At 60.1% G+C, this 18384-nt stretch carries 12 protein-coding genes; 5 read left to right on the top strand and 7 right to left on the bottom strand.

Features of this window, described 5'->3' with window-relative positions; genetic code table 11:
• Positions 1–46: 46 nt before the first annotated feature.
• Together tadA and AC27VU_RS26460 are read right to left on the bottom strand one after the other, a co-directional pair.
• On the bottom strand, positions 47–544 hold the full coding sequence (tadA, locus tag AC27VU_RS26465; protein ID WP_103522385.1) for a tRNA adenosine(34) deaminase TadA: 498 nt from the start codon (positions 542–544) through the stop codon (positions 47–49).
• Positions 544–1920 carry a multicopper oxidase family protein gene (locus AC27VU_RS26460; protein ID WP_226501212.1) on the bottom strand — a complete coding sequence of 459 codons (1377 nt, stop codon included), beginning with the start codon at positions 1918–1920 and terminating at the stop codon, positions 544–546. Before AC27VU_RS26460 ends, tadA begins: the two co-directional genes overlap by 1 nt.
• 226 nt (positions 1921–2146) lie before the next feature.
• Between AC27VU_RS26460 and AC27VU_RS26455 the strand changes: the two genes are divergently transcribed.
• Positions 2147–6787: a dermonecrotic toxin domain-containing protein gene (locus tag AC27VU_RS26455; RefSeq protein ID WP_488725240.1), complete on the top strand. Its 4641-nt coding sequence runs from the start codon at positions 2147–2149 to the stop codon at positions 6785–6787.
• Between the two features lie 140 nt (positions 6788–6927).
• Here the strand turns inward: AC27VU_RS26455 and AC27VU_RS26450 are convergent, their stop codons facing one another.
• Positions 6928–7455 carry a hypothetical protein gene (locus tag AC27VU_RS26450; RefSeq protein WP_232324056.1) on the bottom strand — a complete coding sequence of 176 codons (528 nt, stop codon included), beginning with the start codon at positions 7453–7455 and terminating at the stop codon, positions 6928–6930.
• A gap of 561 nt (positions 7456–8016) precedes the next feature.
• On the opposite strand from AC27VU_RS26450, the gene AC27VU_RS26445 reads away from it, so the two are divergent.
• Positions 8017–10089 (top strand): TerD family protein, encoded by a 2073-nt coding sequence (locus AC27VU_RS26445; RefSeq protein ID WP_488725239.1) that lies wholly within the window; start codon positions 8017–8019, stop codon positions 10087–10089.
• A 188-nt stretch (positions 10090–10277) separates the two neighbouring features.
• Here the strand turns inward: AC27VU_RS26445 and guaA are convergent, their stop codons facing one another.
• The 4 genes from guaA to AC27VU_RS26425 form a co-directional block, all read right to left on the bottom strand.
• Positions 10278–11855, bottom strand: a complete 1578-nt coding sequence (gene guaA, locus AC27VU_RS26440; protein ID WP_003227864.1) for a glutamine-hydrolyzing GMP synthase — start codon at positions 11853–11855, stop codon at positions 10278–10280.
• Positions 11856–11954: 99 nt separating this feature from the next.
• Positions 11955–13424, bottom strand: a complete 1470-nt coding sequence (guaB, locus tag AC27VU_RS26435; RefSeq protein WP_003227866.1) for an IMP dehydrogenase — start codon at positions 13422–13424, stop codon at positions 11955–11957.
• 116 nt (positions 13425–13540) lie between these two features.
• Positions 13541–14089, bottom strand: a complete 549-nt coding sequence (locus AC27VU_RS26430) for a sugar ABC transporter ATPase (protein ID WP_262142193.1) — start codon at positions 14087–14089, stop codon at positions 13541–13543.
• A 144-nt stretch (positions 14090–14233) separates the two neighbouring features.
• Positions 14234–15007, bottom strand: coding sequence for a sulfite exporter TauE/SafE family protein (locus AC27VU_RS26425; protein WP_488725238.1), 774 nt, complete (start codon positions 15005–15007; stop codon positions 14234–14236).
• A gap of 100 nt (positions 15008–15107) precedes the next feature.
• Between AC27VU_RS26425 and AC27VU_RS26420 the strand changes: the two genes are divergently transcribed.
• The 3 genes from AC27VU_RS26420 to AC27VU_RS26410 all read left to right on the top strand — a co-directional run bounded on the left by AC27VU_RS26420 (position 15108) and on the right by AC27VU_RS26410 (position 18336).
• On the top strand, positions 15108–15995 hold the full coding sequence (locus AC27VU_RS26420) for a LysR family transcriptional regulator (protein ID WP_488725237.1): 888 nt from the start codon (positions 15108–15110) through the stop codon (positions 15993–15995).
• Positions 15996–16128: 133 nt separating this feature from the next.
• Positions 16129–17508 (top strand): exodeoxyribonuclease VII large subunit, encoded by a 1380-nt coding sequence (xseA, locus tag AC27VU_RS26415; RefSeq protein WP_103484068.1) that lies wholly within the window; start codon positions 16129–16131, stop codon positions 17506–17508.
• Positions 17509–17511: 3 nt separating this feature from the next.
• Positions 17512–18336 carry a peptidoglycan DD-metalloendopeptidase family protein gene (locus AC27VU_RS26410; RefSeq protein ID WP_488725236.1) on the top strand — a complete coding sequence of 275 codons (825 nt, stop codon included), beginning with the start codon at positions 17512–17514 and terminating at the stop codon, positions 18334–18336.
• Positions 18337–18384: the final 48 nt, after the last annotated feature.

The raw sequence follows: 18384 nt of genomic DNA, 5'->3' as shown, positions 1-18384 counted from the left end.
TTGACGCTATCGCGAGCAGGCTCACTCCTACAGTTGGGGGTGGTGTTTATTCAGATGGCTTTGCGCGCCGGGCGCGGAAGAATTCGGTCAGCACTGCACCACATTCTTCGGCCAGTACCCCACCCTCATACAACACCCGGTGATTCAAAAAGCCCTGGGTAAAAAACTGTCCCTGACTCTGCACAATCCCGGCCTTCGGCTCCAATGCGCCATACACCACCCGCGCGATGCGCGAATGCACGATCAGCCCGGCGCACATGCTGCAAGGCTCCAGCGTTACGTACAGCGTGCTGCCGGGCAGGCGATAGTTGCTGACGGCTTGCGCAGCGGCGCGGATCGCGACCATTTCCGCATGGGCACTCGGGTCGCTGGTGGTGATCGGGCAGTTGTAGCCACGCCCGATGATTTCGCCGTCCTGCACCAGCACCGCGCCCACCGGCACTTCGCCCAGGGCTGCGCCTTGCTCGGCGAGGGCCAGCGCTTCACGCATGAAATCGCGGTCACGGCTGCGGTCGATGATCGCGGCGGGGCGAATCTGGCGCATCACTTCACCTCGATGGCGGCCATCAGGCCGGTTTCCATGTGGTCGATCACGTGGCAATGGAACATCCACACCCCCGGGTTATCCGCCACCAGCGCCACTTGCGCACGCTCGTTCTTGCCCAGCAGGTAGGTGTCGGTGAAGTACGGGGTGATCTTGTGCCGGTTCGACGCAATCACCTTGAAGCTCATGCCGTGCAAGTGGATCGGGTGCTGATACTGGGTCATGTTCTTCAGTTCGAAGATGTAGCTCTGGCCCAGTTTCAGGCTGGCAATCGGCCGATCGGCGCAGGTCTTGTCAGTGATGTCCCAGGCCTTGCCGTTGATCTGCCACAGGCTCGGCGGTTTGCCGTTGTCGACATTCACCGACACCGAACCGACCCATTCGAAATTGAAGTTGAGTTTCTCGGCATTCGCCAGATCCGGCTCGGCCACCGGGTTGGCGGGCAAGGCTTTCGGCCATTCGGTCGGCGCATCGTTATTGGCCACCGAGCGCAAAGTCCCCAGACGCACCGGGCCATTGCGCAGCGACAACTCTTCACCGGCCGGCGGCGCCTTGATCGCCAGGCAAATACGCATGCCCGGGCCGAGCCAGTACTCCTTGCCCAGCGGCCGCGGCTCGACCGGGTTGCCGTCCAGCGCATAAATCTGCGCTTCGACGCCGGGGATGTTGATGCGATAGGTCAGCGTGTTATCGAGGTTGAGCAAACGCACCCGGGTGATCTGCCCGGCCGGCAATTCGATCACCGGCGAGGGCACGCCGTTGATGGTCGACAGCCGCCCCGCCGTACCGCCACGCGCCGCTTCGCGCGGAACACTGAACTCGACGAAATGCCCCTCATCGTCGATGTGCCAGTTCTTCAGACTCAGGGTCTTTTCGTACTTGAAACCGGTCGGCTCGCGCTCTTCGACAATCAACGGCCCGACCAGCCCGCGTCCCAGCTCTTCGCTGCTGCTGACGTGCGGGTGATACCAGTAGCTGCCGGCGTCCGGCACGCGGAATTTGTAATCGAAATATTCACCGGGCAGCACCGGCAGTTGCGAGACATACGGCACACCGTCCATCTCCAGCGGCAGACGAATGCCGTGCCAGTGAATGGTGGTCGCCACCGGCAGGTGGTTGATGAAACGCACCCGCAGCCACTCGCCCTGACGCACGCGCAGTTCAGTGCCCGGCGCCGACGGGCCGAACGCCCACGCCTCGGTCTTGTGCCCTGGCACCAATTCAACGTCCAGTGGCGCCGCGATCAGCTCGTAGTCGTGGCCCGCGTCAGCATCGGCCATCTTGCCCAGCCAGTAGCGCGACGCGCCTCCTGCTCCGACACCAACGACAACAAGACCGGCCAGGCCACCGAGGATTTGGCGACGGGTAAAGGACATGAACTCAACTACCTCACGTATCTGCTTCGGGCGCCGGGCCCGCAAAAGGCAAATACGATACACCTGCAATTGCGAAACAGTAAGGGCAGCGCGGCGGATGGACGCAGTTGCGCCTCGCGCGTACACGATTTCGAGCGCTCAAGTGACATAACTATGTAGTGCACATGCATCGAACAGCCGGGCGATCCTGTGCCACCCGTTTCTCATGGATAGAGAGTTCAACCACATGCCAAGCCCGATGCCCAACGCCGCCGACAAGGCCGCGCTCAAGGCGATTGCCGCCACCGTCATCCAGACCTGCCCGAGCCTGCAGGATGCCGCTCGACAGGTCGCCAACGACTTGCTGAGCAAATACCAGGTTCACGGCCTCGACCCGGATCAAGTGTATTTCCACCGCTTCGACGCCTCGCAAAGCAGTTCGAAAGCCTTCACCGGCTGGGAGCATGTGCACGCCACGCCCACTTCAAGCATGACCCTGACCCAATTGGTGATTCACCGCTTCCGCGTCGCTGATCAGGACAACGCCGACCTGCTCGACGTCTATGGCGGCTTCTACACTGCCGGCCCCGAGGCCCGCACCTTCGATGAGCGCAATGAAGTGCGCCTGCACGGCAACGACGTGCTCAAGGACTTCTGGAGCATCGACTTCAGCGCGCTGTACGACGATCAACTGAACGCATTCTGGAACTCCAGCGGCAGCGACTTTCGTACCCTGGCCAAGTGCAATTTCCTGATCAAAGCCCTGCAGGCGCGGGACCAACGTCAGCTGAGCGACGCGGATTTTCTGTTCGTCACGCGAGCGGTGATCGGCCCGCTGACCTGGCCGGTGAACCTGGCCATGCTGCAGGCACAACAGCGTTGTCCGAACAGCGTGCGCAGGCTGGATCTGGACGGTTACGCCGCGATCAACGTTCTGCGTTTCGTCGCGCCCCAGGGTCGGCAGATCCTCTATCTGCCCGGTGACAGCGACGCCTTTCAGGTGCTGGAAACCGCCACCGACCTGCACTTCTGGATCCTGCAGCGGATGAACAAACGCGCTGCCCGCGAAACATTCCTTGCGCATTTCTCGCTGGCCGACCGGCAGCAGATCAACGCCAACCTTGGCGAGCTGATGAATCGCCTGGTAGCAACGTGGGGCCGCTACGACCACTCGCTGATCAATCAGGACAACCTCGCGGTCAGCGGCGACGCCTTCACCTGGCTGAGCGACTCGACCCGCGCGGCGATGTTTGCCGAGGCCAGCCTGTCCCTGACCTCCAATGGCGACCAGCGCAAGAAACTGTGGATCGGCTACCTCAGCGCCGGGGTCAAGGTGTTCGGGCCGATGGCCGTGGTCGGCTGGCCAATCGCATTGCCGGTGATTGGCGCCAGCATTGCCAACATGGGCTTGAATATTGATCAGGCGGTCAATGGCAAAACCGCCACCGAGCGCAAGGCCGGAATCCTCGGTGCAGTCCTCAGCGGCATCGACATGCTGTTCAACCTGCTGGTCCTCAAGGGCCCGGGATCGCTGGTCGAAGTCGGCCCCGAGGTGGATGCCGCCGAAGCGGCGGAAATGGCCGACCTGATCGAGAGCAATCAACCTGAACCTGCACCACCGGCGGTGCAGGCGCCCTCGATCCCGACTGATCTTCCCGTAGCCCAGACACCTGCCACGGACATCCCGCAATCGTTCAAGATCAACCGGGTCTTGGGCGAGGACACGCTGATCAGCGAGCCGGGCAAATTTCGTGGTATCCATCGACTGGCATCCAATCCCTCATCCGCAATCAGCCTTGGTGACAGCGCCTACTACGTGCGTTTTGAAGAAAACCTGAATGGACGTGGCAACTGGGCAATCATTGATCCCGCCCGGCCCGACGCCTTTTCCGGCTCGATCCCCGTCCGGCTGAACGCTGACGGTGCCTGGGAGGTGGCGCCCAGGTTGGGGCTTCGCGGCGGTCTCGATATCCCCATGATCGCCGGTGGCAGTGAAGCGAGCGGTCCCGCCGTCGAACCATGGGCGCAAACGCCGGGCATCCATGTTCCCGGACTCGATGATCCCGACATGCGCGCCTGGGCGCTCGGCGGTCCGGATCTGCAAGCCCAGTTCCGCCGCGCCTGGACCCTGGGCGGCATCGACATGCACAGCGTGATCAGGCCCGAAACCGAAGCAGGCAATGCACTCATGCCGCATGCGCATGAGGTGATCTCGTTAAGCGAGTTCGACCTGGCGCAGGAACAAGCACGTGCGACGCTGATCAGCGATGCCAACGCCTGGTATGAACTGCACCCGCCGGCTCCACGCCTGCATGTACTGCCGCCGGAGCCCGTCGCCTCCCCGAGCGAATTGTTCGACGTCGCGCTGGCGGAGAAACCCGGGCTGGTGATCGGTGAAAGCCGCGGCAGCATCGGCAGCAAGAAACTGCTGATCGAACACATGCCGCATCTCGCCCGCAGCGGTGTGAAGACCCTGTACCTGCAAGAGTTGCTGGCCAACGTCAATCAACTGGATCTGGATGCGTTCGCCCGCACCGGGGAAATGTCCGAGGAACTGCGAGACTACCTGAACAGAATCGACTTCCGGGCCGGCAACGACCCGGACGGCAAATTCAACCTGATGGCGCTGGTGAAGGCCGCCAACGCCCAGCGCATCCGACTTCAGGCGATCGACCTGTCGACCACTTACAACATCAACAAAGATTCGCTGCAGCCCTTCCCCAACAACCAGATGGCGCGCAGCTTCTTTGCCGGCGAAGTCATTCGCTTTCATCAGGAACTCAATGGCCCGGGCAAATGGGTGGCATTGGTCAATCAGGAAAACATGAGCGCCTTTCGCGGCTATCAAGGCATCAGCGAGCAGACCGAGGCCTTGAGTGTACGCATCGACGATGTAACGCCGGGGCAAGCCGAAGCCATCGGTAGTGACCCTGGGCTGGCGGTGGAATACGCCGATTACCCTGACTCCCCGGTCGAGGAAATTGCCGGAGGCCTGAGCGATCCCGACAGTATTCAAAACCTGATCAAGGGCGACTGGCGGGTGCAAATGGAAACGCCGTGGGCATACCGCACGCCGCAAAATCTGCGCGCACTGTTGCCGGAACCGGGAATGTTCACGTTTCAGCGCTACCGCAGCAGCCTGCTGGTGGTCTACCGCAATGCCGAACGCCACATGGCTGACAGCGCGATCAGAATCACCCCCGCTGGCAGGCTCAACCTCGATACACCGCTGGCGCCGCCCCCTGAATCGCTGACCGTGGACACACTGGACGAGTTGAAACAGGCGCTGATCGAAAAAGGCCTGAAGCCGATGGGTTGGCCTCAGGCGAGCGCCACAACGCTGCTTGAAGACACTCCGCGGCCAGTCATCCCGCCGAACTGGCAGGCCAATGAGTTGCTGGACGGGATTACTCCGGTGAACGAGCCAGGAAAATTCCAGGGCATTTATCTGCTCGATTCGAATCCTTCGACCGCGATCTCGATCGACGACACCGCCTATTACGTACGCTACGAAACCGACATCAACGGCAGCGGACACTGGGCTGTGATTGATCCCGAGCATCCCCACGGCTTTACTCGCTCGATCCCGGTACGCCTGAACCCTCAGGGCGAATGGGAAACCATACCCCGCGCCGGCCTCAGTGGCGGTGGCAAGCCTGCGGTGACGGCCGGATCGAGCAGCCGCAGACCGGTGCTCGCCCTGCCCGCCTCGCAGTACGACATGCCGGCGCCGCTTAAAACGGAGTTGGAGGAAGGCGCGGACGGCCTGAATGACGAAGCATTGCGTGATTTCTACGACAGCCTGAACGAGTTCGATGCCTACCGCGACTTCAAGGGCATCCGTAAACGCCTGTACCGCGACGCCCGGGATTTCTACAGCACCTTGCGCCTGCCCGAACGCCCTCCCGTCCCCACCCTGGCAGCCGACGCGACCGCCGAGGAGATCATCGAGAAAATCCTCGAACATGCCCGGGGCCTGGTGATCGGTGAAAGCCACACCGCGGTTGGCAGCAAGCAATGGCTGATCGAGAACATGGCGTTGCTGGCGAGCAAACAGGTGAAGAGCCTGTACATGGAGCATTTGCTGACGGACTTCCATCAAGCCGCACTGGACGAGTTCTTCCAGACCGGCAACATGCCGAAAAAACTCGAGGCGTATCTGAAGGCGCTCGACGTCGGCAACATGACCGATCCGCTGCAGCGCTACACGTTTCTGGAACTGGTCAGGGAAGCCAGAAAACAGGGGATCCACGTGCAAGCCATCGACTGCATGGCAAGTTATCGCCTCAACGGCATGGACATTCCGTCCGGCGATGAGGCGGCGCGGCAGAAAATGATGAATTACTTTGCCCGCCTGGTGATACGCGCCGACCAAGCTGCACGGGGCGCACACAAATGGGTGGCGCTGATGGGCAATTCCCACTCCAACAGTTTTGAAGGCGTGGCCGGCGTCAGCGAACTGGAAGAGGCGATCGGCATTCGCGTCGAGGATGTCCCCGAAGGGACTGCACGGGGCATCGAAATCGACCCGGGGAAAATCCTGCCGTTGGGCGGTACCGAGCATGATCGCTCGGCACTGGTCAGGGGCGACCTGCGCCTGCAGATGGAAACGCCCTGGACCGCGCACACCATGACGGAATTCGAAACCGTATTGCCGCGCTACGGCATGTACTCCCTGAAGCAGCAACCCAACATGACCTTCATCGTGCATCGCAGTCGCACGCGAGAGCTGGTACGGACCATCATCGAGACCGACGGCAAGCGCTTCTACATCGAACGCCCCGGCTGGCCTTCGGTGAGCGGTAAACGCTACCCGAGCATGAAAGCGCTGCTGCAGGCACTGGATGACATGGGCATGCAACTGGGCGGCTGGTCAAAACCGCTGTAGCGCAAAAACGCAAAAAGCCGTGTGAAACGCATTTCACACGGCTTTTCGGTTGCAGCGATCAAGCCTTTACAGCTCGCACTGGATCAATTCGGTTGGCTCGACTCGTCGCAGTTACCAGTCGTTGAACCGTGCAGAATCAATCAACGTGCAACGCTGTAGTTCTGAACAACATCGTTTTCAAAATAGATGGTCAAAACAATGCCTTGGCGCGTGGTTTTGCCACTGGTCACGCTGCCCACCTCATTCAATGTTCCCTGCGCATTGGAGACATGGGACGAAACCTGTGCAATTTGGCCACCTGTCTCGGGCGATACGAATCTGTGGGCGAGATTCATATACTTCTCGACCCCTTCCTCGCTCTTCACATAAGTCCAGTTAGTTATAGTGTCCGAGTCTGCCGCCTCCTGCATGGGAGGGCCAAATAACTGGGATATCTGGCTCTTGGTGGTCTTGCCACGAATGATGGTGGTCTTTAGATAAGCTTCGTCATATTTCTTCGCACCTACGCCATTGGGATTCAACGATCCCATTAAATCGTTTGAGTTTGCGCAGCCGATTAAAAGTCCCGTCATCAGACACAGCGCAATTCCGTTTCTAAACGCTTTTCCATGTGTTGGCGACATACGCTTACCTGCATGTATTTCAGGAATTATGGAGATGACGAGCAACGGAGCTCGACGCGATGTTGTTGATCAACACGCATGACTTTGTTATCCGTCAAGACAGTGGCTGTACTTCAATCAATAGAAGACGCTTCCAGCTTAGGGAGCGAAGATCGACTTAGCTATAGGGCAAGTGTGCTATTGCCGGATGGCCGTGATTGCCAAAAACGCCAAACCCAAAAACCAGAAAGCCCGCAATTACGCGGGCTTCAAGGTGTTTGTTGCTAGTGGGTGCTGGTCAATGCCGGCTTGGAAAGTCGCCGCCCTTGAAGCCACAGTTGGTCAATAACGCCAATATCCGCCTGGATGATAGACAAGCGACTTGTCGTTCCTCCCCCATTAATATCGTGAATCAGCTTGTTACCGTTGAGAGAAGCAACGACCTGACAAAAATCGAAAACCTTACGTAGAATGCCTCCGTGGCTATGGAACACCTTCCTTCTAACCCCCTATGAACTAGGGGTTCCGCTCTCCACACCGCGCCTGCTTCTAGCAGGCGTTTTCATATCAGTTGCAGGCATGATGCTGCGGCTCGCTCACGACGACGACCCAAGGAGAAAATCAAGCATGAATCAGGAGCTATTCCTGCGTCGCCGTAGCAAAGTTCACGTACCGGTGGGTACTGGCGGTGCAACCCGCGCTCAGGTCGCGTCGGCTATCCGGGAGGTCGCGGCGTTCCGGTGTGTACTATCAGAAACCCTGATAGAGCAGATCGGCATGTTGTCACCGACGGAGCTCAAGCACTGGTTGCATGGCATTGTTGAAATCCTTCGGCGGAGGAGTGGCGCGCATGTGCATCACCGGCCGTTCTATCCTGACTTTCCAGAACAGGTTCTGAGGGCCACAGAGGCGGAGTTGTATCTTAACGCGGTCATGCATTACCTCACGCTTAAGCGCCTACCACCGACTGAAGAATCTCGACCTCCACTGCTTGAAGGCAACTTCATACACTGGGTTATTGAACCGGGAAGCGTCCATGAGTTCGAGTCACTGCTCGAGCCGCTGGTTTCATCACGCACTTCACTTTCCGAAGAGGAAACGGCTGATGTTGTCTGGTTCGTCAGGGAGTACAAAAGTGATGTGTTCCGTCTGCTGCCCGAGGCCATCCCTTTCCGGGAGATACGTGCACAGATTGGCGGCGCACTTATACTGCATGTAGCCGGTGACGCGCGGGTGGACGCATTCCTGGAGCGCAACGTCGAAACGGCGACGGATGTGCTGCGACTCGCGGTCGCCCTGAGTGGAGGTGACGTGTCACTTGCGACAGCTACGACACGTTTCAAAGCGATGAAGCGCTCGATGCGCCGTCTGTTATTACGCCTGCTCGACTCAATACCCAATGCTACAGAAGATGTGATGCGCCACGCCGAGCGCTGGAAGCGTCTGGCTGAAGTGCTGCATCCGGGCGACTACGCCGATAAGTACCCACGAGCACTCGAAGCGATCACGGCTGCGCGCCGCGACGAAGCGCCAGCCACCTTTGGTTCACGTGTCGAAACACTGCTGGCCCAGCGCGACATCGCCACGCTCACGCCCTTACTACAGAGCCGTCCCGGTGAATTCGCACGACGGCTGGACGTGAGCCTGCGGCGCGCGACGAACCCCGAGTCGGTTCTCGACGCATTCGAGGCTGTTGCAACACAAGTGTCCTCACCTGTCCTGCTGCAGTTGCTCGCCCAGGTACGCGCTCCACGCCCCCTGTCCCTGCGCGCCTTCACCCCAAAAGGCGCACTCGCCAAGGTCTATGGCATCAAGGATCACCGCGAACCTCTCACCGCCGAAGTGTTGGCTCGCGCAGCCCGAATCTGCGAAAACGCGCTTGTAACGCGTTTTGCATCGCTGCCGCCACTCGGTCGCTGTTTCATCGATCCCGCATTACGCGAATACAAGGTGCCGCTGGCGCAGCGAGCATCGTCGAAATCGCTACGTACGCTGGTGCGAGGCAGTCGGTTGCCTATGCCTGATGCACGCTTCATTCGCCTGTTCTTGTGGTGGAAGAATGGCACCGGGCGCACGGATATTGACTTGTCCGCCGCTTTTTTCGACGCCGACTTCGTATTCAAGCAAACGGTCGCGTACTACAACCTGAAGGATTTCGGCGGTTGCCACAGCGGCGACATCACCGACGCGCCCGACGGCGCGTCGGAGTTCATCGACCTCGATGTAGATGCCCTCGTCGACAGAGGTATTCGCTACGTCGTCACGTCCATCAACTCATACACCACACAACCGTACTGCGATCTTCCAGAATGCTTCGCTGGCTGGATGGCCCGCACCGATACGGCATCGGGTGAAGTATTCGAGCCGCGAACCGTGTTCGACCGTGTCGATATCGCATCCGACACAATTATCTGTCTGCCCTTCGTGATGGATTTACAGGAACGACGCACGATTTGGGCCGATCTGGGACTCACTTCGTCGCCGCGGTGGAACAACGTCGGGAACAATCTCAGTGGGGTATCGTTGATGCTGCGGGCCTTGGTTCATACGCCACGGCCGGATTTGGCAACGCTGTTCGACTTGCATGTACGAGCACGCGGGGAACGAGTTGCTTCGCCGGAGCAAGCAAATGCAGTGTTTGCGCCTGAGCAAGGGATAACACCGTTCGATACAGATTTGATTCGATCACAGTTTCTCTGATACGTACGCCAGTCTTAGCGATCGATTGAGAACTACGCCCCTTGCTCCAGTGCTCCCACCAAAAATGCCAGCAAGTCTCACTGAGTGGCCGTTCGCTCCGAAGCACTAATAGAACCCCAAAAAAAACGCCTGATGCATAAGCACCAGGCGTTTTTTGTTTCAACCGATCCGCCCTGAGGCCGAGGGCATTATTCCCACTCAATGGTCGCCGGCGGCTTGCTCGACACGTCGTAGGTGACGCGGGAGATGCCTTCGATTTCATTGATGATGCGGCCGGAAACGGTTTCCAGCAGTTCGTAAGGCAGGTGAGCCCAACGTGCGGTCATGAAGTCGATGGTTTCTACGGCACGCAGGGCCACGACCCACGCGTAACGGCGGCCATCGCCGACCACGCCAACCGATTTCACCGGCTGGAACACTACGAAGGCCTGGCTGACCTTGTGGTACCAGTCGGCTTTGCGCAGTTCTTCGATGAAGATGTGGTCGGCACGACGCAGCAGGTCGGCGTATTCCTTCTTCACTTCACCAAGGATGCGTACGCCCAGACCCGGGCCCGGGAACGGGTGACGGTAGACCATGTCGTACGGCAGGCCCAGTTCCAGACCCAGACGACGGACTTCGTCCTTGAACAGTTCGCGCAGTGGCTCGACCAGTTTCAGGTTCATCTCTTCCGGCAGGCCACCCACGTTGTGGTGCGACTTGATCACGTGGGCCTTGCCGCTTTTCGCGCCAGCCGACTCGATCACGTCCGGGTAGATGGTGCCCTGCGCCAGGTACTTGATGTTGTCCAGCTTGCAGGATTCGGCATCGAACACGTCGATGAAGGTACGGCCGATGATCTTGCGCTTCTTCTCCGGGTCGGCTTCGCCGGCCAGGTTGTTGAGGAACTGCTCTTCAGCATTGGCGCGGATCACCTTGACGCCCATGTTCTCGGCGAACATGGCCATCACTTGCTCGCCTTCGTGCAGACGCAGCAGACCGTTGTCGACGAAGACGCAGGTCAACTGATCGCCGATGGCCTTGTGCAGCAGTGCCGCAACCACCGAGGAGTCAACGCCGCCGGACAGACCCAGCAGCACGTTGTCGGTGCCGACTTGTGCGCGGATGTTGGCGATGGCGTCTTCAGCGATCTTCGACGGAGTCCACAGGGCTTCACAGCCGCAGATGTCCAGCACGAAGCGCGACAGGATGCGACCGCCCTGCTTGGTGTGGGTCACTTCCGGGTGGAACTGCACGCCGTAGTAAGCGCGTTCGTCGTTGAACATGCCGGCGATCGGGCAGCTTGGGGTGCTGGCGAGGATGTGGAAGTCTTCCGGCATCTTGGTGACCTTGTCACCGTGGCTCATCCACACGTCGAGACCGAACAGGCCGTCGGCGTCGATGTGGTCTTCGATGCCGTCGAGCAGGCGGCTCTTGCCGACCACGTCAACGCGGGCGTAACCGAACTCACGCAATTCGGAACCTTCAACCTTGCCGCCCAGTTGCTCGGCCATGGTCTGCATGCCGTAGCAGATACCGAAAACCGGCACGCCCAGGTCAAACACCGCTTGCGGGCAGCGCGGGCTGTTGGCTTCGTGTACGGACTCGGGGCCGCCGGCGAGAATGACGCCTTTAGGCGCGAATTCGCGGATCGCCTCTTCGTCCATGTCGAACGGGTGCAGCTCGCAGTACACACCGATCTCGCGCACGCGGCGGGCAATCAGTTGGGTGTATTGCGAACCGAAGTCGAGGATCAGGATGCGGTGAGCGTGAATGTCGAGGGCCATGATTCAGTCTCGTCTAAGTAATTCAGAAACAGTCGTGATTCAGAAACAACTCGGGGCTGAATAAAACAGCCCCGGTTGCTTAACGATTTGCTTGAAGCATCAACCTACGCGGTAGTTTGGCGCTTCCTTGGTGATCTGCACGTCGTGAACGTGGGATTCGGCCATACCGGCACCGGTGATCCGCACGAACTCAGGCTTGGTACGCATTTCTTCGATGTCGGCGCTGCCGGTGTAACCCATCGAGGAACGCAGACCGCCCATCAACTGGTGGATGATCGCGGTCAGGGTGCCTTTGTACGGCACACGGCCTTCGATCCCTTCCGGAACCAGTTTCTCGGCGCCTGCCGAGGAGTCCTGGAAGTAACGGTCGGAGGAACCTTGAGCCTGGGACATGGCGCCCAGCGAACCCATGCCGCGATACGCCTTGTACGAACGGCCCTGGAACAGTTCGATCTCGCCCGGCGCTTCTTCAGTACCGGCGAACATCGAGCCCATCATCACGCAGGACGCACCGGCCACGATGGCCTTGGACAGGTCACCGGAGAACCGGATGCCGCCGTCGGCGATCAACGGCACGCCAGTGCCTTCAAGGGCAGCGGCGACGTTGGCGATGGCACTGATTTGCGGCACGCCGACACCGGCGACGATACGGGTGGTGCAGATCGAGCCAGGGCCGATACCGACCTTGACTGCGTCGGCGCCAGCTTCGGCCAGAGCCTTGGCGGCAGCGCCGGTGGCGATGTTGCCGCCGATCACCTGCACTTCAGGGAAATTCTCTTTGACCCAGCGAACGCGGTCGATCACGCCTTTGGAGTGACCGTGTGCGGTGTCGACCACCACCACGTCCACACCGGCGTTGACCAGCGCAGCAACGCGGTCACCGGTGTCTTTACCGGTGCCGACAGCTGCGCCAACGCGCAGACGACCTTGATCGTCCTTGCTGGCCAGCGGGTAGGCTTTGGCTTTTTCGATGTCTTTGACGGTCATCATGCCTTTGAGGGCAAACTTGTCATCGACGATCAGAACTTTTTCCAGACGGTGCTTGTGCAGCAGCTCGCGGACTTCGTTCTTGTTGGCGCCTTCACGGACGGTGACCAGACGCTCTTTAGGCGTCATCACTTCACGTACGGTGGCTTCCAGACGAGTTTCGAAGCGTACGTCACGGGAAGTGACGATGCCGACCAGGTCGCCATCGTGCAGCACCGGAACGCCGGAGATGTTGTGCATGCGGGTCAGTTCGAACAGGTCACGTACCGTGGCATCAGCCTCGATGGTGATCGGATCCTTGACGACGCCGGCTTCGAACTTCTTGACCTTACGCACTTCGGCAGCTTGCTGCTCGATGGTCATGTTCTTGTGGATGATACCGATACCACCTTCCTGAGCCATGGCGATTGCCAGACGGGCTTCAGTGACGGTGTCCATGGCGGCAGAAACCAGAGGAATATTCAGCTCGATGCCACGGGTAAGGCGGGTCTTGAGACTGACTTCGTTAGGAAGCACCTCGGAATAACCGGGCACTAGGAGAATGTCGTCGAATGTCAGAGCTTCTTGGCTGATACGCAGCATCGCGGGGGCTCCCGAGCGGGAAAATGGAAGCGCGCCATTATAGTCAGACACCCCCTGCTGTTCAACGTAAAACTCTGTCTATTATCGATGTTACTGATGTACGGGAACCGCGGCCGCTACAGCTCCACCTTGACCCAAGAGACAGGTTGATCCAGCCAATCGGCGAACTCATCGATAAAGCTCTGCTTGAAACCGGCTTCCAGCCAGTTGTTGAAGATGAAACCCAGGTTGGAAAACGCACATTCCTGCAAGAACAGAAAGCCGTTGATATCGTCTTCATGCCCGCATTCCGGGCAGGTGAAGTTATCGGTGCGCCCGGGCATCCAGTCTTCCAGACTCTCGAACAGCGCTTCGCCGACTTCGCGGCGGCACTCGGCGCACCCGGCTTCTTCGAGAAAACCCTTGGCCGGGGTGTAGATGCAGCGCTTGACGATGATCTCCAGGCCATTGATCGGTTCACCGAAAGGCAGTGCCTCGGGATGCAGTACCACCGCACGCGCGCCGTCGGCAATCGCATGGGCCATGCGGTTGCCAGTGCGGCCGCAGGTAGTCAGCTGTTCTTCGATGATGTTCTTGCGCACCAGCCAGCGCACGATCGCCCGGGCCCGGGGTTCGTGGACCGGCAGGGTGGAGATTTTCGGGACGATGATGCTTTGCGAATTCATGGAAAGTCCTGCGGTATGGCTTCTGACGCCTTCGCGAGCAAGCCCGCTCCCACATTGAAATGCAATTCCCTGTGGGAGCGGGCTTGCTCGCGAAGGGGCCCTGAAGGCCGGCAGCTTAATCCCTGACGAAATCCGGTCAAGTGCTCACGCCATACTAATAATGTAGCGCCCGATCAACGCAATCCCGCTCGCCAGCACCAGCCACGTCACCAATCGCACAAACGCCTCGCGCGACAACTTCATGGTCAAACGCCGCCCGATCCACAGCCCCAGCGCCATGGCCGGCAACAGACACACCGCCAGCATCAACAAGGGTAGCTCGGCATACACCCCGGCGATCGCAAACAAACTCAAACGCACCACCGTGCTGCAACTGATCAGCGCACTTTGCGTGGCCCGCGCCGCATCTTTCGGCAAACGGCTGTTGAGATAGATCGCATATAAGAAGCCGCCACTGCCAAACAGCGCGCCAAACAGCCCGCCCACCGTGCCCATCGGCAGCGCCCATGCGGCGGACAGCTGCGTCGGCCGGGCTTTGACCCACAGGCTGTAAATCGCGTAAGCACTGATGAACAGCCCCATCAACAGCAGCAACAGATCGGATTTGAGGTTAAGCAGGAAAATCACCCCCAACGTGCATCCCACCGCCATGCACGGCAACAGCCGCAACAACTCGGGTTTCGCCACGTCCCGGCGCGAAGGCAGCAGATTGCCGAACGCCGCGATGAAATCCAGCAGCACCAGCAGCGGCACGATTTTCGACAACGGCATGAACAGAATCAGAATCGGCCCCGCGACCAGTGCGGTACCGAATCCGGCAATCCCGAAGACGATATAGGCCAATGCGATGCCCAACCCGATCACCGCCCAGCCGCCCGCGCCCCACGTCCACTCGCTCAACAACCCCGCCACGCTCATCGGTCCGCTTCCTTTATAAGCCTGTGATGACTTTAGCCAGCGCCAAGCCTTGCGACTAATATGATCAAAGTCGCCCACCCATCTCGAAAAGGCATACCTGGTGCTTTCAACCCGTCAACTGCGCTATTTCGTGGAAATCGCCGAATGCGGCAGCTTCAGCGCTGCGGCTGAACGCTTGTTCATCGCGCAGTCGGCGCTGAGCCGGCAGATCAAGGACATGGAAGCGCGCCTGCAAACCCCGCTGTTCGAACGCACCGCACGCCAGCCCCGACTCACGGCGGCAGGTGAGGCGTTTTTGCCGCGAGCCAGAAACCTGCTCAATGAACTGAGCAAAGCCAGCGCGATGGCGACCGAAGTCGGTAACGGGCAATTGGGTACTTTGCGTCTGAGTCATTCCAGCACCGTGTCGATCAGCGGGCACTTATTACGTCGGATCAGCACTTATCTCGATCAGCAGCACGGCGTGTCGCTGGACATCGGCAAACTGTCCTCCGAGGCGCAGCTTGAGGAACTCGCCGAAGGACGTCTCGACATTGGTCTGTTGCGCCTGCCGGTGTTGCGTCAGCGTGAGGGCATTCAGGTTGTGCATCTGTTCACCGAGCGCCTGCTGTTGGCGGTGCCGAGCGATCATCCGCTGGCCGATTCATCCGCTGTCGAACTGGCGCAACTGAAGGACGAAGCGTTCATCTCGATCCCGCATCCGCAGCGCGGCGGACTCAGTTATTTGTGCGCTGACCTGTGCATGCGTCAGGGCTTTTTCCCCAAAGCCGCGCGGGTGATGTCGCGCAAGACCACGCAGTTGCAGCTGATCCAGGCTGGTTTCGGAATTGCCCTGCTGCCCGAGTCGATGCAGGACATCGCGCCCAGCGGCGTACGATTTCTACCGCTGAGTGATGCCGATTGCCAAAGCACCGTCGCCCTCGCCTACCGGCAAAACCCCACGCCACTGGTGCAACACTTCATCCAGACCTTCACCCACCCCCTGTAGGAGCTGCCGAAGGCTGCGATCTTTTGATCTTGATCTCAAAAAAAACCAGATCAAAAGATCGCAGCCTCGTTTCACTCGACAGCTCCTACAGGGATCGTGCAATGACGGCGACAATGCCTTTAAACTGCGCCCCATGATTAAAGATCCCTTTGCAAGACTTGGCCTGGATCGTGAAGTTCTGACCGTCAGCCAGCTCAACGGCCGCGCGCGGGTGTTGCTCGAAGACGTGTTCAGCAACATCTGGGTCGAAGGCGAAATCTCCAACCTCGCCCGCCCGGCGTCCGGCCACGTGTATTTCACCCTCAAGGACAGCGGTGCGCAGGTGCGTTGCGCGCTGTTCCGCAATAATGCGGCGCGGGTGCGTCAGGCGCTGAAGGACGGCTTGGCCGTGAAGGTGCGCGGCAAGGTCTCGCTGTTCGAAGGCCGTGGCGACTATCAGCTGATTCTCGATACCGTGGAGCCGGCCGGCGACGGCGCGCTGCGCCTGGCCTTCGATGCGCTGAAAGAAAAACTCAGCGCCGAAGGCCTGTTCAGCGCCGAACGCAAAGTGCCGCTGCCGGCGCATCCGCAACGCATCGGCATCATCAGTTCGCCGACCGGCGCGGTGATTCGCGACATCATCAGCGTGTTCCGCCGCCGGGCGCCGCAGGTGCAACTGACGCTGATTCCGACCGCCGTGCAGGGGCGCGAAGCCACTGCGCAAATCGTCCGCGCGCTGAAACTGGCCGACGCTCGTGGTTTCGACGCACTGATCCTTGCCCGCGGCGGTGGTTCGCTGGAAGACCTCTGGTGCTTCAACGAAGAAGCCGTGGCCCGCGCGGTCGATGCCTGCGTGACGCCGATCGTCAGCGCGGTCGGGCACGAAACCGACGTGTCGATCAGTGATTTCGTGGCTGACGTGCGCGCCCCAACGCCCTCCGCTGCCGCCGAATTGCTGGCCCCGGATTCGAGTCACCTGATCCGTCAGGTCGAAAGCCTGCACCGACGTCTGGTGATGCGCATGCGCGACCGTTTGATGCGCGATCGCCTGCGCCTCGAAGGCATGGCCCGCCGTCTGCGTCATCCCGGCGAACGCCTGCGTCAGCAAGCGCAACGCCTGGATGACCTGGACATGCGCCTGCGCCGGGCGTTCGAGCGCCAGCTCAATACCCGCCGCGAACGCCTGATCCGTCTGGAAACCCGCCTCGCCGGGCAACACCCGGGACGCCAACTGGCGATGCTGCGCCAACGCCTCGACAGCCTCGCCGAACGCCTGCCGCGAGCCATGCGCGAAGGCCTGAAAAGCCGTCGCCTGCAACTGCACAGCCAGATGCAGACGCTGCATGTGGTCAGTCCGCTGGCGACGCTTGGCCGCGGTTACAGCATTCTGCTGGATGAACGCGGCCAGGCGATCCGCAACGCCGCGCAGACCCACAACGGGCAGCGCCTGAAGGCCAAACTTGGCGAAGGCGAACTGCAAGTGCGCGTCGAGGACAACCACCTGACGCCCGTCACCCTCTCTTTACTGGACTGATCCATGCCGCGTTTTTTCGCTCCGTTATTGTTGCTGTGCCTGACCACCTTCAATGCCCACGCCGACAGCTACATCACCCGCCTGCTGAACAAACCGGTGCCGGGCGGCGTGGCCGTGGTTGATCTGGGCAGCGCCACGCAGGCGCCTAAAGCCACCTATCAGGGCAAACCGGTGCTGGTGGTGAAAGAACAGAACAACTGGCTGGCGATTGTCGGTGTGCCGCTGACGGTCAAACCCGGCAGTCAGCAGATCAGCAGTGGCGGACGTAATCTGCCGTTCACCGTCGGCACCAAGAAATACCCGGAACAGCACATCACCCTGAAGAACACTCAGCAGGTCAATCCGAACCCGGCCAACCTCAAGCGCATCGAGGGCGAACTGGCCGAGCAGATCAAGGCTTACCGCAGCTTCAGCCCGAACACCCCGAGCAACCTGCTGCTGGACAAACCGGTCAACGGGCCGCTGTCGAGCAAGTTCGGTGTGCGCCGCTTCTTCAATGGCGAAGAGCGCAACCCACACGCCGGCCTCGACTTTGCGGTGCCGGCCGGCACGCCGATCAAGACCCCGGCGGCGGGCAAAGTGATTCTCACCGGCAACTACTTCTTCAACGGCAACACGGTGTTTGTCGATCACGGCCAGGGCTTTATCAGCATGTTCTGCCACATGTCGAAAATCGACGTGAAGGTCGGCGATCAACTGGCCCGTGGCGCGGTGGTGGGCAAGGTCGGCTCGACCGGGCGGGCGACCGGGCCGCACATGCACTGGAACATCAGCCTGAACGATGCGCGGGTGGATCCGGCGATTTTCATTGGTGCATTTCAGCCCTGAATTTGTGTTGAGGCCACTGGCCTCTTCGCGGGCAAGCCCGCTCCCACA

Source organism: Pseudomonas sp. 14P5.3.2 (assembly GCF_057799175.1).
This window is presented reverse-complemented; position numbering and strand designations above follow the sequence as displayed.

Bases quoted from the DNA above. Each gene is read 5' to 3' on its own strand.
- AC27VU_RS26425 (WP_488725238.1), bottom strand. From the start codon at position 15,007: ATGAGCGTGGCGGGGTTGTTGAGCGAGTGGACGTGGGGCGCGGGCGGC.
- AC27VU_RS26445 (WP_488725239.1), top strand. From the start codon at position 8,017: ATGAATCAGGAGCTATTCCTGCGTCGCCGTAGCAAAGTTCACGTACCG.
- guaA (WP_003227864.1), bottom strand. From the start codon at position 11,855: ATGGCCCTCGACATTCACGCTCACCGCATCCTGATCCTCGACTTCGGT.
- xseA (WP_103484068.1), top strand. From the start codon at position 16,129: ATGATTAAAGATCCCTTTGCAAGACTTGGCCTGGATCGTGAAGTTCTG.
- tadA (WP_103522385.1), bottom strand. From the start codon at position 544: ATGCGCCAGATTCGCCCCGCCGCGATCATCGACCGCAGCCGTGACCGC.
- AC27VU_RS26460 (WP_226501212.1), bottom strand. From the start codon at position 1,920: ATGTCCTTTACCCGTCGCCAAATCCTCGGTGGCCTGGCCGGTCTTGTT.
- AC27VU_RS26410 (WP_488725236.1), top strand. From the start codon at position 17,512: ATGCCGCGTTTTTTCGCTCCGTTATTGTTGCTGTGCCTGACCACCTTC.
- AC27VU_RS26455 (WP_488725240.1), top strand. From the start codon at position 2,147: ATGCCAAGCCCGATGCCCAACGCCGCCGACAAGGCCGCGCTCAAGGCG.
- AC27VU_RS26430 (WP_262142193.1), bottom strand. From the start codon at position 14,089: ATGAATTCGCAAAGCATCATCGTCCCGAAAATCTCCACCCTGCCGGTC.
- guaB (WP_003227866.1), bottom strand. From the start codon at position 13,424: ATGCTGCGTATCAGCCAAGAAGCTCTGACATTCGACGACATTCTCCTA.